Origin of the sequence: Microcystis sp. 49638_E5, from assembly GCF_021300285.1 — a bacterium.
GTDB classification, from domain to species: Bacteria; Cyanobacteriota; Cyanobacteriia; order Cyanobacteriales; family Microcystaceae; genus Microcystis; species Microcystis aeruginosa_C.
In genome coordinates, this window is the sequence record NZ_JAJTDH010000024.1 from 20807 (window position 1) to 46072 (window position 25266).

A 25266-nucleotide genomic window follows, 5' to 3' on the forward strand; every position below is an offset into this window, starting at 1 on the left:
TCAGACACCCCCGTTATCAAGGGTAGGGTTGATTCATGAATCAACCCTACCTTATCAAGGGGGGCAGGGGGGATCGAACCTAAAATCCATTCTTAATTTAATTATAACCAGCTACTTAAGTACAATATATACACATCACAATGTTAACACATTTATAGTGTGCATTATGTGCAGAATTTACATATTTAAGGCAGTTTTGGCATAATAAATATGTTTCGTTTTAAATTTGCAAGAGTTCTAATATAGTTCTTTCACTTAAGAAAAAAGAGAGGATAAAATGACTGATTTAGAAGAACTGGAAGCTTTTCAGCGCAGTTTAGAGTCTGCTCGTCTGCGTCGTCGTCAGTTGGAAGAGCAGCGCAGACAACTGGAGAATGAATATACTTCCTACGATACACCAGAAAAACTGAAAGGACTGGCAGAAATTGCCGAGACAGCTACTGAATCACCGACTTTTAAGGCAAAATTTTGCCATTTTTATCATCGAAGAGCGACGAGAACGACAGCAGATATAGTGGAAGGGGTGATCGGAATTACCTTTGGCAGTAATATCCCCTTAGCGATCGTAGCCCTAATTATTATTAAACTCTTAAGGATGCTTCTGGAAAACCGTCTTGATGATTATTACGCTCAGTTTGGAGAAACCGAACCAGAATCAAGATAAAAACCTAAGATGCCTCATTAACAGATATTTCAGCTTTTTTGAGGGCAATTTGCCATTCTAAGTCGGCTATTTCTCGATCGAGTTCGGCAATTTCACTATTAACTTGCTTTAAATCGGCGATAATTTCTTGTTTACTGCGTTTTCTACCGTAGATAGCCAGTTCATCCTCTTGTAATTTCTCAAGGATAGAGTCTAGGGAAGCGGTTAAATCGGCCGAGGGATTGTCCATAATACCTAAACGCATTAAGACCTGTACCGCTTTGACAACGTCTTGCTGATAAGCTTCTCTAGAGGGGTAATCTTGGGGTTTTTTGAGATTTAAAGCGTCAATGATATTCATATTCTAGGTTATGAAGGTTAAATGCGAAACTGTGATTATGTCACACTTAATATACCTCAAGTTTCTGAGAAATTCCCTAACAGGGATTGCAATATCTTTTATTCTAGAGTAGAAATGCTCGACCGAGAAAATATTGATAGAGTGGAGAAATTAAAGGGGATATTAAGGCCTTAGATGCCAAAGTTACGCGACTAGAAAAGCGGGTTGACGATCTCAACGCACGAGTCAACATTACCACCATTGGATTCCTTAGCATTGTCGGCATTTTGGTGACAGGAATGCTGACTATTGCCGGCAAAACAGTCTTTTTCCCCTAGTCCCTAGAATAACTTATTCGATCTGCGCCACCCTGTCTAAGGGAGCATCGAGACTGGTAAGACGGCCTAAATAAGTCAGTATATGGTTCTGTTCGCTGTCTATCCCGGGGAGAAATGCCAGAGGGATTTCTCCAGTGCGAAATCTGGGCTAAAAATTGGCCCGGTCAGGAAATCTTGATCTTAAATTCCCCAACAATTGCGCTAGGATCGGCTCAATAGCACAGGAAAGGCGATCGAGTGGGATAACCGATCCTGTGGTTTGAGAAGGTGACTGTATAATTGTTAGAGTGTCAATAGATCAATTCCAGAGGAATCATGAGCAATATCCAAGATAAAATTCAAGAAGAGCTAGAAAACGCCAGAGCCGTCTGTAGTACGGAAGGTGCCACCTCTGGCGAATGCGCCGCCGCTTGGGATGCGGTGGAAGAATTACAAGCAGAAGCAGCTCACCAACGTCAAGACCACCCCCAAAAAACCTACTTCGAAAAGTATTGTGATGATAATCCCGATGCCGCCGAGTGTCGCGTTTATGACGATTAATGGAGTCGGGCAGCGGTTTTTTCTCTCCTCACATTAGAATCCTAGCTTTAGGGCGATCTCTTTATAGCTGAGATCGCCCCTCGTTTTTTTGTTTGTTGGTCAAGCTGTGGCCGATTTTGGCTCCCGCACCGGAAGACAGTAAAATGGTGACAGTGTAATTATGTCTGAATAGTTTATGAATCAACTTTGGTTTCGTCCTCTCGTTTGGATAGATTATCGTTTAGCCGTCCTATTTACGGTGATTATTCCGGCAATTTTGTTAATTTGGTCTTTATTTGCAAAAATCGAATCATTACAAAAATTGTTGATTATCTATTGGCGAGTGGCTAGTCTTTTATTAATTACCGTATATTTAATGATCGCTTCCTGGCCAATTGGTTTTGTCACCAGTTTTTTAGCTAAGATTTTAATCCCGATTTCTCTCTGGTTTTGGGTAGATATTAACGATGAAATTAAAGATTTACCCGCTAGTCCGATTAAATTTGTCACCACTGCTTGGCGTTGGGCAGTGACTATCTATTCTCCTTTGGGCGCGATTTCTACCTTACCTTTTCTTTCCTGTGCTATGTCAGGGGAATTGCTAAATTCTCCCTATTGTCAGGTTTGGCAGGAAGCACCCTGGCAGTTTCGCGAGATTTTTCATTCAGAAGCTACTGCTAATGTTTTGGGCTTTTTTGGTTTAGTTGGTCTCTCTTTTTATACTCTCTATTTTGCCCATTTTCTTCTTATTCGCCTTGGCAAACAGGGACGTTCAGCTTTACAACAGTAAGTTTTTAGCTATCGATAATTAGCCATTTTTCTATGAATATTGGTCAACAACTCGAACAATACACCCTCAAAAATCCCCACGAGGTTTTATTAGTGACTATTGCTGTGGATGGGGAGGAGGAAGAAATCTCTATTTTTAAGGGTTTTTCTAGTTCCCTTACTCGCAGCACCCCCTATGATCCCGATATTCCGATCATTCCTGAAACGGCTACAATTATTAAGATAGATCGTCTTGCTAGTCCCTATCATCCCCTTAATCCTCGCTATATTCAAGAAAATCTTACCTTAGAGGAAATGCAGTCTTTACTGATTAATTGAACTGGTAATTTTACTTGAATAACATCAGCTTACTGGCGATCAATTTAACAGCTTTTATTTACCATCCATAAACCTTGTCTAGATAGACAAGAGGTAAATTTTGCGGCATTTTAGTGGTAAGATTACTAGGGAATGATAATCTCTGCCAGCATTCAAGCTGTCAAAGTGGATTTCATCCTCGGTATCGATCGAGAACAATCAAAAAACTGGAGAATAATCTGGAGAATCTATGCAACTTAAACAATCTAACCAAGAACTGTTACAAATTGAGTATTTAGCCACCGCTGCTACGGGACAAAATATAGTTAGAGATGATGGCAAAGATGTGATTGAAGGATTAACTAAAACCCCCAAAAGTTTACCATCTAAATATTTTTATGATCGGCAAGGTTCGCAACTTTTTGAAGAAATCTGTCAATTGCCAGAATACTATCCCACTAGGACAGAAGCGGCTATTCTCCAAGAATATGCTCAAGAAATTGTCGCCTATACAGGTCCCTGCGAATTGATAGAATTAGGTAGTGGTAGTTCCACTAAAACTCGTCTGTTATTGGATGCTTATTATCAACAGCAAAAATCCTCTAAATATGTACCTATCGATGTTAGTGAAACTATTCTCCAAGCTAGTGCCATAGAATTACAAAAAGAATATCCTAATTTACCTATTCAGGGGTTAATTGGAACCTATGAACAGGCCTTAGCTTATTATCAAAATGCTTCCGATAATACCAGAATGATTTTTTTCTTGGGAAGTTCGATCGGTAATTTTTCTGCATCTGAATGTGATAAATTTTTAGAAAAGATTGCCAATGTACTAAAAGCTGGAGATTATTTTTTATTGGGGATTGATCTGCAAAAACCGGTGGCAATTTTAGAAGCAGCTTATAATGATGCTCAAGGGGTGACGGCCGCTTTTAATTTAAATATGCTTTCCCATTTAAATTGGCGTTTTCAAGCTGATTTTAACCTTGATTTATTTAGTCATCAAGCTATCTATAATCAAGATAAATCTCAAATTGAAATGTATTTAATTTGTCACAAAACTCATCCTGTTCATCTGAAAAAACTCGATTTAACGGTTAATTTTCAAGCGTCGGAAAGTATTTTAACAGAAATTTCGCGTAAATTCAACCTAGAAACTATGCAAAAAGACCTAGAATCAAAGGGATTAAACCCGCTCAAGGTTTTCACCGATCCTGAAAATTTATTCGGTTTAATTCTCTGTCAGTTATCCCTATAGATAACGAAAACATTATCATTAGTAATAGAAGAATAAAAACATGGAAAAGATTCAAGCACAGGCTCCTATCTCTCTAAACAACTGTAGTCGAGAAAATCTACTAGACTATTTTGAAAATGCTTGGCAATTAGAAGATATGCTGTTAAAAAGCATCATCAAAGAAGAAGCTTTTTATTGTAACCCTGACGATTTAAGAAATCCCCTAATTTTTTATTTAGGTCATGCTGCCGCTTTTTATCTGAATAAATTGCAGCTGGTTAACCTATTAAAAAAAAGCCCTAATCCTGACTATGAATTATTGTTTGGAGTGGGAGTAGATCCAGCAACTCCTGAAGAATTAAACTCTGCTATCGCCCAAATTCAGTGGCCCGGGGTGGCTAAGGTTTGGGAATATCGGCAACAAGTCTATGAAATTGTGGTCGAAATAATTAAAAATATCCCCCTTAATCTTCCTATTCATCCTCAGCATTCTCTCTGGGCATTAATGATGGGAATTGAGCATCAGCGTGTTCACTTTGAAACATCTTCAATGTTACTCAGACAACTGCCCTTAGACTGTCTGCAACGTCCTCAAGGTTGGCATTATGCCCCTTCTTTTGGTCAAGCTTATCCTAATCAAATGGTGGAGGTTTCTGGGGGAATAGTAGAAATTGGTAAACCCCAAGATTCTCCTATTTATGGTTGGGACAACGAGTATGGTTATCGGCAAGTTCAAGTTAACAATTTTCTGGTGAGTAAATATATGATTACCAACGGAGAATTTAAAGAATTTGTCCATAATGGTGGCTACGAAAATCCCAGTTATTGGGATGAGGAAGCTTGGCAATGGAAAAATCATTATCGAGTCAAATATCCTAAATTTTGGCTGGTAGATAAGGGGGGAAATTATCAACATCGAGCCATGTTTGATGTTCTCGATTTACCTCTTGATTGGCCGGTAGAAGTTAACTATTATGAAGCGATCGCTTACTGTCGTTTTCAAGGTCAAGGAATACGTTTAATGACGGAAGCTGAGTGGAATTTAGTCACCTATGGCAATCAAAAAAATCGATGTTATAGCCTAGAAAACGATAACTTTGATGACTATAACCTCAATTTAAAATTCTGTTCTCCCACTCCCGTGGGAATGTTAAAAAATACGGGCAATAACTCAGAAATTTATGATTTACGCGGTAACGTCTGGGAATGGCTAGAAGATGATTTTAATCCCTTAACTGACTTTCAACCCCATTACCTCTATGCTGACAATTCCACTCCTTTTTTTAATAGTCAACATAAAATGATGTTAGGAGGAGCTTGGGTGACTAACGGCACAGAAATCCTACCCTACTATCGCAATTGGTTTCGCCGGAATTTTTATCAACACGCTGGTTTTAGAATCGCACAAAGTCTTTAGGTGGGGTGTGGGGTGTGGGGTGTGGGGTTTTATCGATTTTCAGGGAAAAAGTGCCTAAAATTTCCCTGCGATTACTCTAAGAGTCGGCACTTTTTGATGTCAAAAAAGCCTAAAGATATTATCCAACAAGGTTTTTAGATTTATTCTGCAAACTTTAGGTAATTGCCAATTTTTTAAAAAATTCCTGTAACAGTTGCCCCTCGATCGCTACAATAGAACCTAGTAGAGCGCGGATAAAATCGATCGCCATGAATCAACCTGCAATTTTTCATCTCGCTATTCCGATTACCAATGTGTCCACCGCTAAAAGCTTCTACTGTGATGGTTTAGGTTGTTTAGCAGGAAGGGAAACCGAGAAAGCGATAATCTTAAATTTCTACGGTCATCAGGTAGTCGCTCACGTCACCGAAATGCCTCTTACTCCCCAAAATAGCATTTATCCTCGCCATTTTGGTCTAATTCTGCCGGATGCCAGCGATTGGGACAATCTTCTCGAAAAAGCACGAGTCAATCAACTAAAATTTTATCTAGAACCAAAAACTCGCTTTAATGGGGAGATAACCGAACATAAAACCTTTTTCCTGGAGGATCCTTTCTATAATCTCCTGGAATTTAAACATTATCGCCACTACGAAGCTATTTTTGCCAGTCGGGAATTAACAGTGATCGGCGATCGAGCTTAAAATAAACAACAGGTGACTTTTTTGTGACCGGTTAGTTCTATCTTTAACCGAGACAAAAATAGGGGAACTTCGATAAGCTTTTCTCATCAAAACTACAAAAACCTTAGCTTGTAATGATAAATTCTTAGGAAATCTATGAAAAAACTTTTATTGTTAACCCTATTTATTATCGGTCTAGGATTTGCTATTTTTAACTTTACCGGATTAGCAAATCGGGGCGAATATCAATCAATTTTGATCGACTTTAAAGACGATATACCCGTCAGCGTACTCGATGAGCAGTTAAATGCTATCAACAAAAAAGCCGGAAAAACCACCAGTTTAAATAGTATCTTTTCCATCGATGAACATCTTTACACCGTGGCAGGAGATAGCAAACTACTGAAAACTCTCCGCAATTCCGACCTAAAAAAATACACCGAATCGATCGAAGCCGATTATATTTATCATGCTTTTATCGCCCCCAATGACCCCGACTATAGCAAACAGTGGAACCTGAGGGGAATTAACATCGAACGCGCTTGGGAAGAAAATCACGGTGAAGGGATCACCGTCGCCGTGATTGATACAGGTGTATCAAAAGTTCCCGATCTGCGAGAAACCGAGTTTGTCGAAGGCTACGACTTCGTCAACGATCGCGGCAATGCCGAGGACGATAACGGTCACGGAACCCATGTAGCGGGAACAATTGCCCAATCGACCAATAATAACTACGGGGTGGCCGGCATCGCCTACAAAGCCAAAATTATGCCCCTCAAGGTGCTTTCCGGGACGGGTGGGGGAACCGTGGGAGATATTGCCGAAGCGATCCGTTTTGCCGTCGATAATAAAGCTGATGTCATCAATATGAGTTTAGGGGGTGGGGGCGAAACCCAAGTAATGAAAGAGGCGATCGAATATGCCTATAGTAAAGGTGTGGTAATCGTCGCCGCCGCCGGTAATGCCGATGATAATTCCGCCGCCTATCCCGCCCGTTTTCCCCACGTTATCGGCGTTTCTGCGGTAGATGCCTCCGGAAATAAAGCCCCCTATTCTAATTTCGGGGCCGGAATCGATATTGCTGCCCCAGGCGGCTCCGATACGGGTAAAATTATCCAAGAAACCATCGATCCGGCTAAGGGGGGGGAACCGGCGTTCCTCGGTTTTCAGGGAACCAGCATGGCAGCCCCTCACGTTGCTGGGGTGGTAGCTTTAATCAAAGCTGCGGGAATTAAAGAACCCAGTGCAGTTTTAGAGGTTTTGCAACAGTCGGCCCGTAAGATCAATGATGATCCCTTTAATCATTTTGGGGCCGGACAATTAGACGCGGGCAATGCCCTACAATTGGCCCTGAAAGGACAGATTACTTTCCGGGATTTTTGGCGTTGGTTGCGCGATAACGGTTATCTCAATCCCCGTTTCTGGATTGATGGCGGTGCGGTGGCAGTTTTACCCAAAATGGCTATGGTTTTGGGTTCTTATCTTCTTGCTTGGTGGCTGAGAAGTTATTTTCCCTTCTCCTGGAACGGATTTTTGAATGCTGGTCTAATTTTTGGCAGTTCTGGCTTATTTTTCCTCAGAGGTCTTTATATCTTCGATTTACCCCAATGGCCTTTCCGAGTGATGGGGAGTTCTCTTTCCGACCTAGGAGGCGTTATTCAGGGAAGTTCTGCCCTTAATCCGCTTTTTGCTAGTGTTATCCTGCCCTTTGTCCTGATTGCTCTGCTTTTGAGTCATCCCCAAGCAAAATGGTTAGCAGTGGGGGTATCTTTAGCCATGGCGGTGACTTTAGGTATCAGTGCTGTTATCCATCCTACTCTGATCTGGTTAGGTTCTGGTACGATCGCTCAGGCATTTTTGGGCGTAAATGCGCTTTTATGTCTCGGTTTAGGTTATTTAGCCCTAAAAAGTGCTACTTCATCCCGATACGCTTAAACAGGGGTTACAATGGGACAATAAGGGTGATTTACCGATAAAAACCTCTTTGGTTTTGGTATCTTCCTTTTGTTTTGCATTGAGTTCTCCTACAACAGCAGCCTCGGACATTAACCGAGGTTTTTTCTTTATCTCAAATGTCGGGGTGAAGACCGTTCGGCTGAGCTCACGGCCGAAGCCCTTGCTTGAGCGCAACGGGATGAAACCCCGACCAATATAAAACAGCGAAGCACAACTAAAATCTTGACAATCCGATGCTCTACAGGTTAACTTAAAATAAGTTGTTTGAGGTCGATAAACAATGATTGTCTTAGAAATGAAAGCCGTGGTCAAACCAAGTCAATGTTCTGCCATTGATGAAGCTATTCGTACAGTACAATTCATCAGAAATAAGGCTTTAAGGCTTTGGATGGATGCCAAGAGAGAAGACAAAATCGATAAATATTCTCTCAATAAATATTGTGCAGTTCTCGCCAAACAGTTCAAGTTTGTCGATACTCTAAATTCTACGGCCAGACAAGCATCGGCCGAACGAGCTTGGTCAGCTATTGCCCGTTTATATGATAATTGTCAGAAAAAGGTTAAAGGAAAAAAAGGTTATCCTAAATTTCAGAAAAATAATCGTTCTGTGGAATATAAAAACTCTGGATGGAAATTATCAGAGGATAGAAGGAAAATCACTTTCACAGATAAGAAAAACATTGGCACGGTTAAACTAAAAGGAACTAGAGACCTAAACTTTTACCCCATAGACCAAATTAAACGAGTTAGGATTGTTAAACGAGCAGACGGTTATTATGTCCAATTCTGTCTAAGTGTTGATATTCGGGAATATGCTAAACCGCTAGAACCGACTAAAAGATGTGTGGGATTGGATGTAGGTTTAAAAGTTTTCTACGCTAATAGTGATGGGGAAACGGTAGAAATACCGCAATACTATCGCCAAGCAGAAAAAAGATTAAACCGTCTGAATCGGAAAAAATCTAAAAAGTTTAGAAAAGGTCAACCCCAATCAAACAACTACCAAAAAGCTAGAAAGAGATATGCTAGAAAGCATTTAAGAGTAAGTAGGCAACGTAAAGGCTTTGTCGAAAAAGAGGCATTGCACGTCATTAAATCTAACGATTTCATCGCCCAGGTCAACTTAAATATTCAAGGCATGGTAAAAAACTCTAAACTCTCTAAATCTATTAATGATGTGGCTTGGTCAACTTTTCGGCAATGGTTAGAATATTTTGGCTTTAAATATGGTAAGGCTACGGTAGCAGTAGCCCCCCATAACACGAGTCAAAATTGTTCTAATTGTGGTCAAAAAGTCCCTAAATCTCTATCGACAAGAACCCATATTTGTCCCCACTGTGGCTATGTAGAAGATAGAGATATTAACGCCGCTATCAACATTCTCAAAAAGGGACTAAGTACGGTAGGGCATACCGAAACTAATACGCTTGGGGAGAGATTCCCTCTGGTTTGGTTGGATACGTCCTGCCAGATTAAGGAAACTCGATGAACCAAGAATCTCTCGCATGAGCGCGACGGGAGTGTCAAGGTGTATCTTAGTTTCTAAGGGTTTTTTGGGAATCCTCAATGCCTATCCCGACAGTTTTCCTCAATACCCCCTCGGAGCATCGAGCTGATCTATTGTCTCTTTTCTAAGGTGTCTATCGTGTCAAATCATAAAATTCTCGTTATCGATGACAGTAAAGTGATCAGGATGCACATTCGCGATATGTTACCAGAGGGTAACTTTGAATTCCTCGAAGCTAAAGACGGATTAGAGGGTTATAATCTCATCCGTACCAAAAACCCGAATTTGATTATTTTGGACTTCCTTCTCCCGAAAATGAGCGGTTGGGAGGTGTTTCAGCAAATCCAAAGCGAAGATAATCTCAAAAGTATCCCCCTAGTGTTAATGTCAGGACGGAAAGAGGAGGTAGTAGAGAAAATCCCCGAACCTTTCCAGCATTTTGCCTTTATTGAGAAGCCTTTCGACCAAAAACAATTGATACAAGCGATTAAAGAAGCGATAGCCAAGGCAAAACAGTATTCTCCCAAACCGACAGTTTCTAGCCCGAAACTAGAGGAACTCACTGGGGATTATAGCACCGATATTCAGACTCTCCATGCCCAAATTGCCCAAATGCAAACAGAAATGGAAACTATCAAGAAACAAATGTCTCAATTAGTGGCTTTTATTAAGCAAAAACTGGCATAAAAATATTCATTCCGATCTTTTATAACTTGGGCAAACAGTTATCCTTATCTGGTGGTGCCAATCTCTGGCTAATCTCCTATCCCTTTTAAACAGGATTTAGTATAATATCAAGTAGTCTTTATTTGGTGAGTGACTAAGTTATTAAGTAGGTAGGCGTTAAAAATTATCAGACACCACCCTTATCAAGGGGGGACTAAGGGTAGGGTTGATTCATGAATCAACCCTACTATGAATCAACCCTAGGACTAAGGAGGGATCGAACCTAAAATCTATTTTTAATTTAATTATAACCAGCTACTTAATTCACTGATAACTAATTATGAATTGGCAAGAAATAGCAGGTAATTGGGTTTTTCTCCCCCGTCGTCCCCGGGGTATCATTCACTTTTTAGGTGGGGCATTTGTGGCGGCGGCCCCGAATATTACCTATCGTTGGTTATTAGAAAGTCTTGGGAATTCAGGATACGCTATTGTCGCGACTCCCTTTGTTAATACCCTCGATCACAAATCGATCGCCCGCACAGTTTTAAACCGTTTTGATAATATTATTGAACGTCTGCGCTGGAATCATAGTCTGCCCCAAGGTTATCTCCCCATCTACGGATTGGGTCACAGTATGGGGTGTAAACTGCATTTATTAATCGGTAGTCTCTACGAAGTGGAACGGGAAGGAAATATCCTCATTTCCTTTAATAATTATCCGATTCGTCGGGCTATTCCTTTTATCGAACCTTTGCAAATTGACACCACTTTTAACCTCGAATTTACCCCTTCCCCCGAAGAAACAAACGAGTTAATTTTCCAAGATTATGCCATTCGTCGCAATCTTTTAATCCGTTTTCAAGACGACACGATCGATCAATCGCTGGTATTAAATCCCCTGCTAAAAAAACGCTTTAATGATTTAATTGCCCTGCGAACTCTCCCAGGTAATCATCTCACTCCCTTGAGTCAAGATGTCAGTTGGCAAACCGGAGAAGTATTTACTCCCCTCGATGCGATCGGCCAATGGTTAAAACAGGGACTTGCCCGGGATAATTCCCGTCTTAAAGATGAGATTCTCCAGTGGTTAAATCCCGTCCTTCCCGCCTCTCGTTAGTTTTCCTCTAGATTAATCCCCATTGCCCGTAATTGCGCCTCTAGGCGGGCTAATTTTGCCTCAGCCAATTCGGCCCGTTGACGTTCCTGTTGGGCTTGCTGTTCGGCTAATTCCGCTTTTTGCTTGATTTCTAGGGTGGTCAAAAACCGGGAGCCATCGGGATAAAAAATAGCTAACTGGGGACTCTCCAGTTGAAAACGAATCTGTAGAAGCGGACTCTGCCAATTATCGATCGCGGGAATCATCGGAAATTTTGGGTCTGAAACCCCGCCGTTCTAGGTTGGCTTTACGTTAGAATTAAAAGGCCAGTCTCGAAAACCAAGTGGACGGCGCAGCACCTTGAAAACTCGGCTTAATATTCTTCTACGCCAAAACGCTGATAAAATTGCCATTTTCGGCGCATTTCCGCTTTTGTGTTGCCCGGAGAGAGAATTTCAAAGACCACCTGCGGCGCAATCTCGTCCTCTAACCATTGCTTATAGGAACCTCGATCGCCCTTGGGTCTGCCAAACACCACCATAGCATCCGGCGCTTGACAAGTTTTATTATCCCCTTCGACCGGATACCACAACAGATCGCCGGCGATAAACACATGGTCATTCTCTGCGAATAAACATTCGAGATTTTCCTTAATCGTCACAATCCAGCGAAATTGTTTGGTATTATCGGCCATCGGTTTACCATCACTATCGGGATAGATAATCTCCGACTCAGAGAAAGATTGGGCTTTTACCATCGTTCTACTCCCTAGCGTACTAACTATTTAGTATAACATTAAATTCCCTGACGAAAGAGGGCAAAGGCCGAGGTATAACCGTGTAAAAAAGTGCGACCAGCCACCGGCCCGATTTCTCCATTGCAAAAGAAACCGGCGAGGGGAACATTGGCGAAATAACGCTGAAAAAGACCCGAATCAAAGTCGGGTTTTTCGTAGAGATTTTCCCCGCGACCGAGACAGGAAAAGATTAAAGCCCCTAGTACCTCTGAACTATTAGGTCTTTCTTGGGGAAAAGCTTGCAAAAGTAATTCTAAATCTAGGGCGGAAGTGTCGGCATCGCGCAGGTGAAATTGTACCCGCTGCCCCGGACGAACTCGATCGCCAATTGCGATCGCACCTTGACGAGGATCTACTCCCAAAACACTGCGAATTAAGAAATCCCCGGCCCGCAACTGCATTTTAAACTCATCCCTAGCAATACCGATAAAAAGGGAGTTTTGCACTAATTCTCGGTCTTTTTCCCTTAAGGAGGGGATTAAATCCCGCAGTAGGTTTAAAGGTGGTTGGGGAGTCCCATCGGCCCCTTTACCGGTCATGGAGATGATAATATTGCGTTCTCCCTCACTCACCTGATAAATCGGTCCGATGGGACGACAACCCTGGGCGACGATAGTTTCGACGATAATATTGCCAGAAAGGGCGATTCCTACGGTTCCCTGACGATAGAGATAGCTATTACGCGGTTTTTGTTGATCGTGGTAGAATAGACCCCCAGAACGTTCGATCATGCCACCACTGACCAAACCGCCGATTTTGGCCGAACCGGGGTAGGCAAAATCTAAACCCTCTAACAAATCATTGATGCGACTGGAAAAAGGATCGGCTAAAAGGATAAATTGAGGATTTTTGGCCGCTTCTACCCCTAATAATTCTGTCCAACTAGAGGGGGAACTGTCGAGATCGGGCATTTCCGCCGCTTCGATATAGAAGGGCTGCACTTCCACATCGGGCAAATGGGCGACGGTGAGACTTAAAGCCGGACTCGCTTCGATTTCTCGCGCTTTTTCCCTGTCACCCATGCCGACAATCCCCGCCCCACCGCAGCCGATCAGCACAGGAACAGGGAGTTTATCCAAGATTAAGGGAACTAAACGGGGATAGTCGCTGGCATAGGCAGAAGAAATAAAAATTATGGCTAGATCTGCCGATCCAACTAACTTATCTGTCACTTTTTCCACTACTTCCGTCACCGCTGCTTCTAGGGAGGGACGGGTTGATAGGGCATTAATCCACTCGATGCGATCGCTCATGTTTCTTGACCCCAAATTTGGTCTCAATGGTCAAAGATGATCATCTTAACAATAAATTAACCTAAAAATCCTATCCGCGCCCCTAGATGGCGCAATAAATTGTAGAATTGTCATGACGTGAGCCAATAAGGCCGCAAGGGATTGTCAGTTATTTTAATCATATTTAATCTTAAAATAGAGAATTGTCCCCGCTAAGATAAAAGTAACAAAATTAGCAATAATAATCGGTTTACTGTTCATATAAAGGCCGTAGATGAGCCAAAGAAAAACCCCCAGACAAAAGCAAATAAACATAGTTAAGGACAAGTCCTTAGCCGAACGATAACGCCAAGTTTTAATCACTTGGGGTAAAAAAGATACAGTGGTTAATATTCCCGCCACGATCCCGATTAGTTCAATAATATTCACCGATTATCCTCTTGGCTCAGTTTCTCTCATTTTAAACTGTTGACTATCTAAATTGCTGGTTAAGACGGATCTCTCGACATCATCGGGTAAAGTGTTGGTAAATGTGACATTTTTTCCCATTGTTTCTATTGAGCGACTACTATCACCGAAGTGCCGATTTTTACCTTTTCAAATAAAGCTTTTATATCTCGATCGCGCATCCTGACGCAACCGTGGGAGACGGCCTGGCCGATGAGATTTTCTTGGGGTGTACCGTGAAAACCGATAAAATTGGCACCATCGGTCCAAAATCCAATCCAACGAGCCCCTAAGGGGTTGTTTTTTCCCGATGGCACCAGTTGACCAGTGAAAGGATGTTCCCAGACTGGTTCCCGCACCATCTGAATCACCCTAAATTGTCCCGTCGGGGTTTCCCAACCCGGACGACCGATCGCCACTGGGTAAGAAGCGATTATTTTCTGTCCTTGGTAAACAAAAACTCGTCTTTTTTTTAAATTCAGCAGCAAACGGGTTTCCGTTCGAGTTACCGTGGTTGCGGGAAAGGAATTGACGGGACTAATGGGGGGATTGAGGAAAAATTCCCCTATTCCTAGACATAAACAGAGAATTGGCAGAAAAACTCGCATCTGATAGCAGCAAAGTCAAGATTTTTTATCTGCATTCTAATCTGATTGTGATGAGATAAAACCAAAGTCGATAGGACGATCCCGAGGGGGAAGGATAAAATCGCCGTCGAGTTGGGCTAATTCGGTTACACTAATCTATAGCTGGAATATTAACTTTTGTAACTATGACCGCCGCTATTGCTCTCGATCGCGTTTCTAAAATCTATAATAATCTCCCGGTAGTTAACGAGCTTTCCTTTGCCATCGAAAAAGGGGAAATCTTTGGTTTACTCGGTCCCAACGGTGCGGGAAAATCGACGACAATCCGCATGATTATCACTCTAACCGAAGCAAGTCAAGGAGAAATCGAAGTGGCGGGGTATGATGTGAAAAAATACCGCGATCAGGTGAAGAAAAATATTGGGGTAGTCTTACAACAGATTAGCGTTGATGGGGAATTAACCGTCTGGGAAAATATGGAATTTCACGGCCGGATGCACCATATCCCCAATCCCCAGAGACAGGAATTAATTGATCGCTATTTAGATTATGTCAGTTTAAGCGATCGAAAATCTGCCCTTGCCAAAACTCTTTCCGGAGGGATGAAACGACGTTTACAGATTGCTCGCGCTCTTCTTCACGAACCAAAAATACTCTTTCTCGATGAACCAACTGTCGGTTTAGACCCCCAAAATCGTCGTCGTTTGTGGGAAGTAATTCGCGATTTAAACCGGCAAGGAATGACAATTTTATTAACCACTCACTACATGGAAGAAGTGGAATTTCTCTGTCAGGATAACGCCACGGGAAACCCAGGCAGAATTGGCATTATGGACGCAGGCAAATTAATCGAATTAGGAACTCTAACGGATTTTCGCACTAAGTATGGCGAGGGTTTAGTTATCAAACAAGTTGGCGATAAAATCGATTATAAATTCTTCCCCACTGTGGCCGATGCTAACTCTTATCTGGACACTTTGAGCGATAAAACTGGGGTAATGTGTCGTCCTTCCAACCTCGAAGATATATTCGTGGAACTCACGGGACATCAATTAGATTAAATTCTTGTTTTGGCCGTTAGGAAGTTGTTCAGTTATCGGTTTTTGACTCCGGTTTTTCTGAGATTAGCTGTGTTTAAATCGGCATCTATTTTATTGGCAAACCTGCTAGAGTCTAGGTCAATTAGCTGAGGCTATCCCTAAAAACCGAGTTCGACCCTAAAAAAAGAGGCTTTTAGCGGTTTTAAAGCTTTTTGAGCCGGATAAATGGCCTAGTAGGGGAACTTTTTCCCGAGAGGGAGAGTCGTCGGGAACTGGATAAAAACTAGAGTCCTCCCTCGATCGATAGACAAAATTGACGGTAATCGTTTAGAATAAAGCACTGAATACTGACGAGATGATAATTATCCCTATGACCGATCTCCAAGCAAAAACTAGATGGTCAACAGCGCGGCGATATTACGAATTGCTTAGTGTTTTAGTGGAACGTAATCTCAAGGGACGCTATCGGGGTTCTTTTCTGGGGGTTTACTGGTCTTTGTTAAATCCCCTGATTATGACGGCACTATACACGGCAATTTTCGGCACGGTTTTCGCCTCTTATTTTGATAATTCTATAGTTAACTATGTCCTAGCGGCTTTCACTGGTTTAGTAGTAATAAATTTTTTTAATGCTTCCACTAACCAAGCTTTACCTAGTATCGTCGGTAATGGCAGTATTTTAAATAAAATTCGTCTGCCAGTTAGCATTTTTCCCGTTTCGATGGTAGTGGCAAATATTTTTCAATTTGCTATTAGTATCTTTCCACTTTTGGCTATAGTAACTCTTTGGAAGTCTCAAAGTTTAATTAATGTAATTGCTCTGATTTTTCCCGTTATCGGTCTTTCTCTGGTTTGCACGGGAGTGGGTTTCTTTGTCAGTACCCTCTACGTTTTCTTCAGAGACTTACCCTATTTTTACGAAATTGTTTGTTTTGTCGCTTGGATTAGCAGCCCGATTTTCTATCCCCCAGAAATTATTCCTCCTTCCGTACAACCATTCCTCCTATTAAACCCATTATTACCGGTAATCGAAAGTATTCGTCAATTGTCCCTTTCCCCGGGATTGCCAGATTTTGGTTTGATTTTTCAATCTCTACTTGGGGGGATTATCATCTTAGGAATTGGTTGGACTTGCTTCCGACTCTGGCGACATTTATTTATGGATTTATTATAAATGACAGAAGTAATTCGACTCGATCAAGTGTCTCTCGAAAGACGTACTCAAGAAGAATTCTCCTATGATCTAAAAAGGACAATCTTCTCTCTTCTTGAAGGTAAATATCGTCAACCTGCCAAAAAATTAGTTCTAGATGATATAGATTTAGTCATTAATTCTGGAGCAAAATTAGGTATCATTGGAGCTAATGGCGCGGGAAAATCTACTCTTTTAAAAGTCATTTGTGGTATTCTAGAACCGACAAAGGGACAGGTGAGAGTCAGGGGACAAATTGCCTCTCTAATTGAATTAGGAGCGGGTTTTGATCCAGATTTACCAGTAAAAGATAATATTATTCTCTATGGGGTAATGCTGGGATTTTCTCGTCAGGAAATGAAGGAAAAAACCAAAGATATCCTTGACTTTGCTGAGTTAGAAGAATATATGGGAGCGCCGGTGAAATCTCTTTCTTCCGGGATGGTGGCTCGTTTAGGATTTGCGATCGCAACAGAGGTTCACCCCGATATTCTTATTCTTGATGAAGTCCTTTCCGTTGGGGATGAAAGTTTTAAAAATAAGTGTAAACGACGTTTAAAAAAATTCTGGAATTCTAACGCTACTATTTTAGTAGTTTCCCACGATTTGACTTTAATTCAAGAGTCCTGTGACCAAGCAATTTGGCTGAATAAGGGCCAGTTGCAATCTCAGGGTACACCAGAAGATGTAATCAAGTTTTATTTGGATTCTGTACATCAAAATGAAGTTAATTTTTAATTAAGTAGGTAAGCTCAGTTAATTTATCTACGTTTGGCTCTCTTGGGTTTGGTGGGTAAAATGTATTATAGGGTACATTCCTGCTGGCGGTCGCAACGCGCTCGCTACGCGAGACCAACTGGAACGAACCACAAAGACACAAAGGACACAAAGATTGATCGCTTCTAGATAATCTAAACTTATCACACAAAGAAGAAGAGAGCCTACGTTTGACTTAGTTGAAAACGCTGTAACAAAATAAAAAACCTCGGTGTCCAGCCGAGGTAGCGCTAAGTTATGTAGGAGAACTCAAGCAAATCTGTCAATGGGGTAAACCCAAACCCCGAAAACTTTTTTAAGCTAGTAGGCCAAGTTTTTTGCCGTTGTCTCGGACTCAAGGAATCATCTTCTGTCCTATACTCCTCGAGACAATCTGAACCGGCTTGGTGTCTTGGCTGTTTTGCTTTAACTTTTAGTTCATGTAAATAAATGTAACAATATTTTTACGAATTGTAAAGAAGGATTGACAAAATAAAACTTATATGTAATATAAGCTAAGTTAATATTTTTCGCCGATCGAAGCTAGGGAGGTAATATATAGGGAGATTGGTTCACTAGCGTGACAAGGTGTACCCAGAATGTCCTATTTGTTTTTGTTACCACTATTCACCGCTGCTCTGGCTGCCTATTTCTGGCAGAAGTCCAGCGATGAGATCGCTTATCTGGCCAGTGCCGCCACGGTAATTAGTTTAGTGTTGAGTCTGGTTTTGGCTCCTTGGCAGATTCAGCTACTAATTCTCTTGACAGTTGTGATTGTCGTCACCTTTTTATGGCAAGGACGAGAAGAGCAGAAGAATGTCCCCGTCCCCACTCCGGAAACCGCCGGCGAAAAAAAGTATCGTGGGGCCACCTATATGGAGCCAACAGTCGCCGAAGCTCCTGTCAAGGAGCGAGGGGGTAAATATCGGGGTGCGGAGGTTAAAATCACCAATAATCCCACGGTGGCCAACCCAATTCGCTCCTCATCTCTCAAATATCGCGGCGCCGGTTCGGCAAACAAAGACCAGTAATCAGTAATCAGTTATCAGTTATCAGTTATCAGTTATCAGATTTGAGTTTTCAGTTCACTGATTGGGTGCATCTTGTATTTGTGATTTTCTCTCACTTATGGTGAGCAGCAGAAGTTATTAAAAGAGGGCGAATGCAATTCGCCCCTACAATAATATTATTGAGATGCACCCCACTGATTACTGTTTACTGTTCACTGTTCACTGAAAATACTTCCCAATTCCCAATTCCCAATTCATAATTCATAATTCATAATTCATAATTCCTACATACTACTGGTCTTGAATATAAAGCTGATTATTTTTGAGACAATTGTATGCCTTTTGTAACTCGATTCCCAGATAACCGATATGTTCGGGAATAATTGCGGGATTGGTAGCGGCAAGCTCGCGGATTAATTTGAGGGGATTTTTGCCTTGATAACAAGCGACAACTTCCCCACTGCCGGGGGTAGTTTGTTGGACAAGAATTTGTTCTTTTTCCACAGAAATCAAAAAGTTACCGCTAGGGTCAAAAAAGTCGCGCTGATTGACAATCTTATCGTACTGGGTGGCGATTAATCGTTCGACATTCTCCCAAGTATCATCGTATATATGGGCCGATTGACTAATAGTAATCAATGGACCGAGGGTTAAATTATACTGGGAGCGTTGATTGATTTCTTGGCAAATATGTTGCTGTAAAGCACGCAATCCCATGGCATTTGCTGGCCAAGCGGCAAACATATCATTACTTCTAAATATTGCAGTGAGAGACAATTCATTTTCCACCACTCGCACCCAAATATGATTTAAACAGGGACTACCTCCCTTTTCGTGGTCTTTCACATCCCAAAGGGACATAACTGCACTAGCTGCGTCAATTTCTGAGATTAATTTATTAATAACCTGTTCAATTTGGTCTCGTCCAAACCAAGAGCGCAATCTTTGACCGTAGGTGTATTTAACTCCTTGGTGTATAGGGGAATCATCGAGAATTTGTCCGATATATTCGGTAAGAAAAGCTCTATCTATAGGCAAATAATTAGGTTCGGGAAAATAAAAGTCTGGGGGTTCATCGGTGACAACGGCCATTAGGTCAATTAATTCTTGCCATTTACCATCATATCCTGTCGGTCTAATTGTGCCAGTGGTTTTAATCTTTTGGAGAATTTTTACCCAAGTTTCGGCAATAGTTTTTCCTTCAATGCGATGACCGTATCTTGTCCCAGGTAGGAGAGAAGGAAGATTTTCTGAGATAGGAAAGGTTAATGGTTCTCCCCAAGTTGGTAAGGGGGATTGTTCTGCATAATTTTTGACAGTTTCAATCGCTTCTGGGATGGATTTAACCAGTTGGTATTGAATTGATTGACGCAATTTTTCGAGAATTTCTCGGTCAATTTCTTTGTCAACATATCCCGTGATAGAAGAATTAATTAGCCAACATTCTCCACCTGTGTCACTTTTTCCTAGTTGGAATCCTTGACTAAAAAAATCTAGCAAACATTGACAGCTACCAGAGTTCTTATCTTCCTTAGTCGCGTTGAGAATAACTAAGTATCTAACGTGGGGATTTGCTATTAAGTTTCTCAGCAGGGGACTAATTCCTCTGGTGGGACTATAAAGATTACCAATCACCGCGTATTGGTCGGGATTTAAATGTTTAGCAAGGGACTGTTTTACTGTCCATCCCGTGATAATTGCTGTTTGGCCGTGACCGCAGATTAATTGATTGGGTTTATAGTGGGGTTGGTAGGTGAATTTAGGGGTGGTTTCTGTACTAAGCATGGATTTAAATTAGTCGTTCAAGATAATTAATAATATTTCGGTGAAGTTTTTCTATTGTATCACTACCATCCAGTTGTAAACAATTATCTTTATATTCTTTAAATATCTCGATAAACATTTGACGAACTTTTATTAATTTTTCTTGTTTTTCGTACAATTCTGTGATGGCTCTGTTTTTAATTCTTGCTAGAGAAATATCGGGAAGAACATCGATATAAATAACTAAATCTGGATTGGGAAAATGTTGATTTAACTGTCGAACAAAAGCAAATTCTTCGGGATTATTGCAATTGTAGGCCAGGGAGGAAAAATAATAACGAGTAGTGATAACGTGGGTTTGTTCTTGCTGAATAAGTTTAAAAACGCCCTCGTAATCATTATATAAGTGATAATGGCGATCAGCTGCAAATAAATAGGCCATTTGTCGGTCAAATTGATTTTGATCTTTGATAGAAATAAGATTAGTTTGCATTATTTCTCGAATCAAACGACCGATGACTCCCTCGGAAGGTTCCGGACTTAAAACTGCTTTTTCCCCTCGCTTTAAAAAATATTCTTGTAGGAGTTTTGCTTGGGTACTTGTTCCCGATCCGTCAATACCTTCAAAGACAATAAATTTCGGTTTCATAATTTAATCTTCCTTCTCGATCTAATTATCTAAATAATTGTTTTAGCCAAGTTAACCAAGATTTTTTCGGGGGGATTAATTGCGTCATTTCTCCGATAATTTCTCCCATACTTCCCCAAGCATAAATATTTTTATTGAGGGATTGTATGGTTAAATTTTCTTGTAAAGCTAAACTGATAATACTAATCATTTCCTCTGCTTGATTACCGACTATTTGCGCTCCCAGTATTTTACCATCTTGTCGGTAGATTAATTGACAAAATCCCGTGGTTTCCCCCCAGATTTGCTGTGGGACTATATTTTTAATTGGATAGTTGATCATCTTTACCTCCTCACCATAGCTCTCCTGGTCCGCTTTTCCAGTTAAACCCACCCAAGCAATAGCAGGATCGAAAGCAATAAATGAGGGAATTTGCTGGGGATTAAAGTTAAATTTTTCTCCCGTGAGCAGATGCTTGACTAACCCAAAAGCAGCCCGGTGATTTAAAGTAGGATCGGGATAATTATTTCTGAGCAAATTTAGGGCATAAATGCGGGAATTATCGGTTTGTAATTGCTGATTAACCCTAATTAATCCCTCCTCTAGTTTAACTCCCACCCCGGCCAAATTTAATCCCCGTTCATTGACTTGATAATTACCAGCAAAAATGAGATCATCGACTTCGATAACACGATTGCCTAATTGTAACCATTTTTGACCCTCGATCGCTTTCACTTGACTAGGACAATAGTTGGGTAAAATCTTAATTCCTTCCGCTTCTAAAATGGCAGTAACTAAATGGGAGATTTCCCGATCAACATCCGGCAGTAGATAACTATCCTCGATAATTAAGCTAATTTCTTTCCCTAAACGTCGGAGAATTTGTGCCAAACTCACAGCCATGCTGCTGTTGCCAATAATCGCTAAATGTTGTCCTAAATTGTCTAAATTTGGCTCTTGCCAAAGGGTTTGAGCGGTAAAATAATTAACCTCATCTAAGCCGAAAATTTTCGGGACTTGCGGATAAAAACCAGTAGCGATAAGATAGTGTTTAGCCAACAATTGCCGACCGTTAACCACGAATCCCAAATGGGGCAGCCGGACAAATTCCCCCCCACCCGGGATCACATCTATTCCTTCCGTGGCTAATCTCGCTAAAGAATGATGTTTATTAATAGTTTTATCTACTTCCTCTAACCATTGCCGCAACTGTTGCCATTGGGGATAAATGGCCGTTTCTTGCCAATGATTAAGCAGTTTATAAAGATGGATAATTTGGCTGTACCCTTTGCTAAAAATGTCCTCAGATGCCTCTAAATTGCCGCTAGAAGGCTGTTGCACTAAAGCCACCCTTTTTTTGAGGTGAACAGCCAACAAAGCCGCTTCTATCCCCGCAGGAGTGGCACCGATAATTACTAAGTCGTAAACCACAAATATAAAGTAGGAATCAGGAGACAGTATTCAGGAGTCGGTCGTCGGTCGTCAGTCCCGATGCCAAAGTTGGCACCGCCAAGCATGAAAATATTCTGATTGACGAATTTGCGTTATTTCAGCTTCTATTTCCAAATCAGTGCCTCTCCTGATATGTAGCCTATACTCAACGGATTTAGTATTACTTCCGATTTTATCACTCAATCCAAGCCTTTGGGGGGTTCTACCCCCCAAACCCCCCGTTGGGGGCGTGGCGCCGCCCCCAAACCCCCCGCGCATTAGTTTTTCGGTGGGATGCTCCTGATATGTAGCCTATACTCAATGGATTTAGTATGATTGACGAATTTGCGTTATTTCAGCCTCTATTTTCAAGTCAGGAGTCGGAATTCAGGAGACGGTATTCAGGAATCGGAAACTTAACACTTAACACTTAAAACTGATAACTGATAACTGATAACTGATTACCGGCGCCGGTCTTGCAGTTTTTTATAGACATCTCGCAGGGGGACTTGATGATAGGCGAGGGCGACGAGGGTATGATAAAAAAGATCGGCCACTTCTGAGGCAATAGCATCGCCATCATTATCTTTGCAGGCCATGACCACTTCTGCCGATTCTTCGCCGATTTTCTTGAGAATTTTGTTATCTCCCCCGGCCAAAAGTTTACAGGTGTAGGATTCCGGATGAGGATCGTCTCTGCGATCGCAAATTACCTTAAACAATTCCGAGAGGGTGTCGGCCGCTGGCGGTGATTTTTGCCAATTTACTTGATGAAAACAGCTTCTTTCGCCAGTATGACAGGCGATATCACCGATTTGCTCAATAGTCAGTAGGATAGCATCACTATCGCAATCGTAGCGAATTTGACGCACCTTTTGGATATGGCCCGAGGTGGCCCCTTTGTGCCACAATTCTTGACGAGAACGACTCCAATACCACGCTTCCCCGGTGGTGAGGGTTTTTTCGAGGGATTCCCGATTCATCCAGGCCATCATTAACACTGTAGCATCAAGATAGTCTTGAGCGATCGCTGGTACTAAACCCTGGGAATTATAAGCGATTGCGTCGAGGGGAATAGCGGAGAGTAAAGAGGACATCAGTTTTTCGCGGTCAAGAATTATGGTGGGACAAATTACCCAAGGCTTAATTATATAGCCTTGAGGAATTCCCCTAAATGGCCGCACAGAATTACACTGTACAATACTCTAATTTTTCCCACCGTAGGGGCTAATTGCCTTCGCCAGGCATTGCCTTGGCAGGGAGGGCCGACGCCATACGCCCCTACAGAAGCTGATTAAAAACAAAAATCAGGTGTTGGCTTATATTACAATCAATACTTACAGGGAAAGCTAAAAGCTAGAAACCCAGACGGGGAGCTAACCTTTAGCTGTTCTTGTTCAACGTCACAGTTATCAATGTGTGCAAGACATTGGTAACTGTTATTTTTGCTGCCAAAAGTCCGAGGATAGTACCCGGTTCGGGGACGGTTTGGGTGTAGGCGTTTTCGATACCAGAAAGTGCAGCTGAATCGGTGGGAGTCCATGAATCGAGAACATAGATAGTTTGTCCTGAAAGGGAGCCGAAGTCTTCTTCACCGTTGAATGAATACAGGTCGGCAAGAAGGTTTGTACCATTTAGAGCATCGCCCCATACTTTTTTATTTACGTTGCAAGCACCACCCTGCAGATCGTCACAATCGCTATCTAATTCCACACCTGCGAATTCCTTAGGACCGTTGATTTGGAGCTTATAGGAAACACTTCCTGCTGTGTTTTCAAGGGGGTCGAACAGACCACCAAAATCGTAAGTAAGGCCAGACTGGGCGAATCTGAGGAAGCTATCTGGGGTGGTAAAACCATCGCACAGGATATCGGAGATCGTCTTGTCTCCTACCATCCACGAACCGCCCGTGTTGCAGAATACTTGAACTGCTTGGGCAGAGGGAGCAACGAGTAGAGAACCGGCAACAGAGGAAAGGGTAGCGATGCCGATCGCTAGAGAGCCAGAAGCAAAGGTTTTGGTTAATTTGTTGGTTGTCATCATAACTGAATTATCCAGCGTTAATTGTGTGTCCTATAGCCATCAAAAGAGGTCAGGCAAGGGTTAAGCTTGCTGATAACTTTTTGTTTGACTTGACAGAACTATAGCGAAACTTTTCAAAAAAATCAAGTGTTTTATAAAACTTTTTTTTGGCAATATTTATCTATTTTTTGTCCAATTTATCGGAGTTTTTCTTAAACATAACTACCCAAAAGTTAACAAATATACCCAAAATTTTTGGGTGAAAGTTGGACAAATAAACAGGCTCTAGTTTAAAAAAATCTCTCAATTCTTTACAAAACTTAATCAAGAGGGGTAAGTAGAGCGGCACAATTATTTGTAGGATGGGTTAGCGGTAGCGTAACATGAGCGGGCGTTGGGTTTCATACTTCAAACCAACCTACGTTCGTCTTATATTTAATTCCACCCACCTACTTACAATGTATAAAACTTAACAGTTTTGATCGTTAAAACTGGAATTGCAGAAGAATTAATTCCCTAACGGAAGAAAACAGGGGGAAGGCAATTCATCCCTACAGCAAGGTACTTTTGCTCCTCTAAAAAGATAACCCGTGTGACCCTGAAACAAACTCAGGTTTTAGAAAGACAAAAAATCCTGTTTAATACCTCTATCTAAAGGAGTATTATTAATTTTCCTACTGTCTCAGTTGGGACAATTCTCCCCTGATAAATTTCTTTAATTTAAAACCGAGTTAAGTAGCTGGTTATGATTAAATTAAAAATGGATTTTAGGTTCGATCCCCCCTTAGTCCCCCCTTGATAAGGGGGGTGTCGATCCCCCCTTAGTCCCCCCTTGATAAGGGGGGTGTCGATCCCCCCTTAGTCCCCCCTTGATAAGGGGGGTGTCG

The 25266-nt window shown here is 41.6% G+C and carries 24 protein-coding genes and 3 pseudogenes; 16 read left to right on the forward strand and 11 right to left on the reverse strand.

The window, feature by feature from the left end; all coding sequences use genetic code 11:
* Window positions 1-277: 277 nt before the first annotated feature.
* The gene (locus LW728_RS09010; protein ID WP_287671174.1) at window positions 278-664 is read left to right on the forward strand and encodes a hypothetical protein; all 387 of its coding nucleotides are present in this window, start codon (window positions 278-280) and stop codon (window positions 662-664) included.
* Between the two features lie 4 nt (window positions 665-668).
* Here LW728_RS09010 and LW728_RS09015 read toward each other — a convergent pair whose 3' ends face one another.
* Window positions 669-1004 (reverse strand): hypothetical protein, encoded by a 336-nt coding sequence (locus tag LW728_RS09015; protein ID WP_287766367.1) that lies wholly within the window; start codon window positions 1002-1004, stop codon window positions 669-671.
* A gap of 146 nt (window positions 1005-1150) precedes the next feature.
* Between LW728_RS09015 and LW728_RS09020 the strand changes: the two are divergent.
* The 11 genes and pseudogenes from LW728_RS09020 to LW728_RS09070 form a co-directional block, all read left to right on the forward strand.
* Window positions 1151-1321, forward strand: a pseudogene (locus LW728_RS09020) (DUF4164 domain-containing protein); the annotation flags it as partial.
* Window positions 1322-1636: 315 nt separating this feature from the next.
* On the forward strand, window positions 1637-1861 hold the full coding sequence (locus LW728_RS09025) for a Calvin cycle protein CP12 (protein ID WP_002739926.1): 225 nt from the start codon (window positions 1637-1639) through the stop codon (window positions 1859-1861).
* Between the two features lie 175 nt (window positions 1862-2036).
* Window positions 2037-2630 carry a DUF3177 family protein gene (locus LW728_RS09030; RefSeq protein WP_002740183.1) on the forward strand — a complete coding sequence of 198 codons (594 nt, stop codon included), beginning with the start codon at window positions 2037-2039 and terminating at the stop codon, window positions 2628-2630.
* Between the two features lie 32 nt (window positions 2631-2662).
* Entirely contained in the window at window positions 2663-2947 is a 285-nt protein-coding gene (locus LW728_RS09035) for a DUF7734 family protein (RefSeq protein ID WP_004163598.1), read from the forward strand.
* A 229-nt stretch (window positions 2948-3176) separates the two neighbouring features.
* A complete protein-coding gene (gene egtD, locus LW728_RS09040; RefSeq protein WP_287766370.1) occupies window positions 3177-4187 on the forward strand; it encodes an L-histidine N(alpha)-methyltransferase in 1011 nt (336 codons plus the stop codon).
* Between the two features lie 40 nt (window positions 4188-4227).
* Window positions 4228-5583, forward strand: a complete 1356-nt coding sequence (ovoA, locus tag LW728_RS09045; RefSeq protein ID WP_287766373.1) for a 5-histidylcysteine sulfoxide synthase — start codon at window positions 4228-4230, stop codon at window positions 5581-5583.
* A 248-nt stretch (window positions 5584-5831) separates the two neighbouring features.
* A complete protein-coding gene (locus tag LW728_RS09050; protein WP_004163601.1) occupies window positions 5832-6266 on the forward strand; it encodes a VOC family protein in 435 nt (144 codons plus the stop codon).
* 135 nt (window positions 6267-6401) lie between these two features.
* Complete coding sequence (locus tag LW728_RS09055) at window positions 6402-8180, forward strand: S8 family peptidase (protein ID WP_287709745.1); 1779 nt, start codon at window positions 6402-6404, stop codon at window positions 8178-8180.
* A 301-nt stretch (window positions 8181-8481) separates the two neighbouring features.
* On the forward strand, window positions 8482-9690 hold the full coding sequence (locus LW728_RS09060) for an RNA-guided endonuclease InsQ/TnpB family protein (protein WP_287766397.1): 1209 nt from the start codon (window positions 8482-8484) through the stop codon (window positions 9688-9690).
* A 156-nt stretch (window positions 9691-9846) separates the two neighbouring features.
* Window positions 9847-10395 carry a response regulator gene (locus tag LW728_RS09065; RefSeq protein WP_287766400.1) on the forward strand — a complete coding sequence of 183 codons (549 nt, stop codon included), beginning with the start codon at window positions 9847-9849 and terminating at the stop codon, window positions 10393-10395.
* A 319-nt stretch (window positions 10396-10714) separates the two neighbouring features.
* Window positions 10715-11494, forward strand: coding sequence for a DUF1350 family protein (locus LW728_RS09070; protein ID WP_002781173.1), 780 nt, complete (start codon window positions 10715-10717; stop codon window positions 11492-11494).
* On the opposite strand, the pseudogene LW728_RS09075 reads toward LW728_RS09070, so the two are convergent.
* The 5 genes and pseudogenes from LW728_RS09075 to LW728_RS09095 form a co-directional block, all read right to left on the reverse strand.
* Window positions 11491-11739: pseudogene (locus LW728_RS09075) on the reverse strand (Uma2 family endonuclease); the annotation flags it as partial. The gene LW728_RS09070 and the pseudogene LW728_RS09075 overlap by 4 nt on opposite strands.
* Before the next feature lie 110 nt (window positions 11740-11849).
* Window positions 11850-12230 (reverse strand): annotated as a pseudogene (locus tag LW728_RS09080) (Uma2 family endonuclease); the annotation flags it as partial.
* Window positions 12231-12268: 38 nt separating this feature from the next.
* Window positions 12269-13522: an FIST signal transduction protein gene (locus tag LW728_RS09085; protein WP_287766402.1), complete on the reverse strand. Its 1254-nt coding sequence runs from the start codon at window positions 13520-13522 to the stop codon at window positions 12269-12271.
* A gap of 153 nt (window positions 13523-13675) precedes the next feature.
* Complete coding sequence (locus tag LW728_RS09090; protein WP_002739519.1) at window positions 13676-13930, reverse strand: SemiSWEET transporter; 255 nt, start codon at window positions 13928-13930, stop codon at window positions 13676-13678.
* Between the two features lie 125 nt (window positions 13931-14055).
* Complete coding sequence (locus tag LW728_RS09095; RefSeq protein WP_130757564.1) at window positions 14056-14556, reverse strand: L,D-transpeptidase; 501 nt, start codon at window positions 14554-14556, stop codon at window positions 14056-14058.
* 164 nt (window positions 14557-14720) lie between these two features.
* On the opposite strand from LW728_RS09095, the gene LW728_RS09100 reads away from it, so the two are divergent.
* From LW728_RS09100 to LW728_RS09115, 4 genes are all read left to right on the forward strand, one after another.
* Window positions 14721-15596 carry an ABC transporter ATP-binding protein gene (locus LW728_RS09100; RefSeq protein ID WP_287671290.1) on the forward strand — a complete coding sequence of 292 codons (876 nt, stop codon included), beginning with the start codon at window positions 14721-14723 and terminating at the stop codon, window positions 15594-15596.
* Between the two features lie 349 nt (window positions 15597-15945).
* Window positions 15946-16749, forward strand: a complete 804-nt coding sequence (locus LW728_RS09105; RefSeq protein WP_173351115.1) for an ABC transporter permease — start codon at window positions 15946-15948, stop codon at window positions 16747-16749.
* Entirely contained in the window at window positions 16750-17505 is a 756-nt protein-coding gene (locus LW728_RS09110) for an ABC transporter ATP-binding protein (RefSeq protein WP_004163611.1), read from the forward strand.
* Window positions 17506-18122: 617 nt separating this feature from the next.
* The gene (locus tag LW728_RS09115; protein WP_004163613.1) at window positions 18123-18554 is read left to right on the forward strand and encodes a DUF4278 domain-containing protein; all 432 of its coding nucleotides are present in this window, start codon (window positions 18123-18125) and stop codon (window positions 18552-18554) included.
* A gap of 270 nt (window positions 18555-18824) precedes the next feature.
* On the opposite strand, the gene LW728_RS09120 is transcribed toward LW728_RS09115, so the two are convergent.
* The 5 genes from LW728_RS09120 to LW728_RS09140 form a co-directional block, all read right to left on the reverse strand.
* Window positions 18825-20318 (reverse strand): thymidylate synthase, encoded by a 1494-nt coding sequence (locus LW728_RS09120; protein ID WP_287671284.1) that lies wholly within the window; start codon window positions 20316-20318, stop codon window positions 18825-18827.
* A 4-nt stretch (window positions 20319-20322) separates the two neighbouring features.
* Window positions 20323-20946 carry a dTMP kinase gene (tmk, locus tag LW728_RS09125; RefSeq protein ID WP_287766404.1) on the reverse strand — a complete coding sequence of 208 codons (624 nt, stop codon included), beginning with the start codon at window positions 20944-20946 and terminating at the stop codon, window positions 20323-20325.
* Between the two features lie 25 nt (window positions 20947-20971).
* Window positions 20972-22357 carry a dihydrolipoyl dehydrogenase family protein gene (locus LW728_RS09130; protein ID WP_287671280.1) on the reverse strand — a complete coding sequence of 462 codons (1386 nt, stop codon included), beginning with the start codon at window positions 22355-22357 and terminating at the stop codon, window positions 20972-20974.
* Between the two features lie 461 nt (window positions 22358-22818).
* Window positions 22819-23454 (reverse strand): bifunctional phosphoribosyl-AMP cyclohydrolase/phosphoribosyl-ATP diphosphatase HisIE, encoded by a 636-nt coding sequence (gene hisIE / locus LW728_RS09135; protein ID WP_002804335.1) that lies wholly within the window; start codon window positions 23452-23454, stop codon window positions 22819-22821.
* Between the two features lie 286 nt (window positions 23455-23740).
* Window positions 23741-24400, reverse strand: coding sequence for a hypothetical protein (locus LW728_RS09140; protein ID WP_287766406.1), 660 nt, complete (start codon window positions 24398-24400; stop codon window positions 23741-23743).
* Between the last annotated feature and the right edge of the window lie 866 nt (window positions 24401-25266).

Bases quoted from the DNA above. Each gene is read 5' to 3' on its own strand.
- LW728_RS09010 (WP_287671174.1), top strand. From the start codon at position 278: ATGACTGATTTAGAAGAACTGGAAGCTTTTCAGCGCAGTTTAGAGTCT.
- LW728_RS09115 (WP_004163613.1), top strand. From the start codon at position 18,123: ATGTCCTATTTGTTTTTGTTACCACTATTCACCGCTGCTCTGGCTGCC.
- LW728_RS09085 (WP_287766402.1), bottom strand. From the start codon at position 13,522: ATGAGCGATCGCATCGAGTGGATTAATGCCCTATCAACCCGTCCCTCC.
- egtD (WP_287766370.1), top strand. From the start codon at position 3,177: ATGCAACTTAAACAATCTAACCAAGAACTGTTACAAATTGAGTATTTA.
- LW728_RS09070 (WP_002781173.1), top strand. From the start codon at position 10,715: ATGAATTGGCAAGAAATAGCAGGTAATTGGGTTTTTCTCCCCCGTCGT.
- LW728_RS09055 (WP_287709745.1), top strand. From the start codon at position 6,402: ATGAAAAAACTTTTATTGTTAACCCTATTTATTATCGGTCTAGGATTT.
- LW728_RS09060 (WP_287766397.1), top strand. From the start codon at position 8,482: ATGATTGTCTTAGAAATGAAAGCCGTGGTCAAACCAAGTCAATGTTCT.
- LW728_RS09015 (WP_287766367.1), bottom strand. From the start codon at position 1,004: ATGAATATCATTGACGCTTTAAATCTCAAAAAACCCCAAGATTACCCC.
- hisIE (WP_002804335.1), bottom strand. From the start codon at position 23,454: ATGTCCTCTTTACTCTCCGCTATTCCCCTCGACGCAATCGCTTATAAT.
- LW728_RS09050 (WP_004163601.1), top strand. From the start codon at position 5,832: ATGAATCAACCTGCAATTTTTCATCTCGCTATTCCGATTACCAATGTG.
- LW728_RS09025 (WP_002739926.1), top strand. From the start codon at position 1,637: ATGAGCAATATCCAAGATAAAATTCAAGAAGAGCTAGAAAACGCCAGA.
- LW728_RS09105 (WP_173351115.1), top strand. From the start codon at position 15,946: ATGACCGATCTCCAAGCAAAAACTAGATGGTCAACAGCGCGGCGATAT.
- LW728_RS09140 (WP_287766406.1), bottom strand. From the start codon at position 24,400: ATGATGACAACCAACAAATTAACCAAAACCTTTGCTTCTGGCTCTCTA.
- LW728_RS09100 (WP_287671290.1), top strand. From the start codon at position 14,721: ATGACCGCCGCTATTGCTCTCGATCGCGTTTCTAAAATCTATAATAAT.
- ovoA (WP_287766373.1), top strand. From the start codon at position 4,228: ATGGAAAAGATTCAAGCACAGGCTCCTATCTCTCTAAACAACTGTAGT.
- LW728_RS09035 (WP_004163598.1), top strand. From the start codon at position 2,663: ATGAATATTGGTCAACAACTCGAACAATACACCCTCAAAAATCCCCAC.
- LW728_RS09110 (WP_004163611.1), top strand. From the start codon at position 16,750: ATGACAGAAGTAATTCGACTCGATCAAGTGTCTCTCGAAAGACGTACT.
- LW728_RS09120 (WP_287671284.1), bottom strand. From the start codon at position 20,318: ATGCTTAGTACAGAAACCACCCCTAAATTCACCTACCAACCCCACTAT.
- tmk (WP_287766404.1), bottom strand. From the start codon at position 20,946: ATGAAACCGAAATTTATTGTCTTTGAAGGTATTGACGGATCGGGAACA.
- LW728_RS09030 (WP_002740183.1), top strand. From the start codon at position 2,037: ATGAATCAACTTTGGTTTCGTCCTCTCGTTTGGATAGATTATCGTTTA.
- LW728_RS09095 (WP_130757564.1), bottom strand. From the start codon at position 14,556: ATGCGAGTTTTTCTGCCAATTCTCTGTTTATGTCTAGGAATAGGGGAA.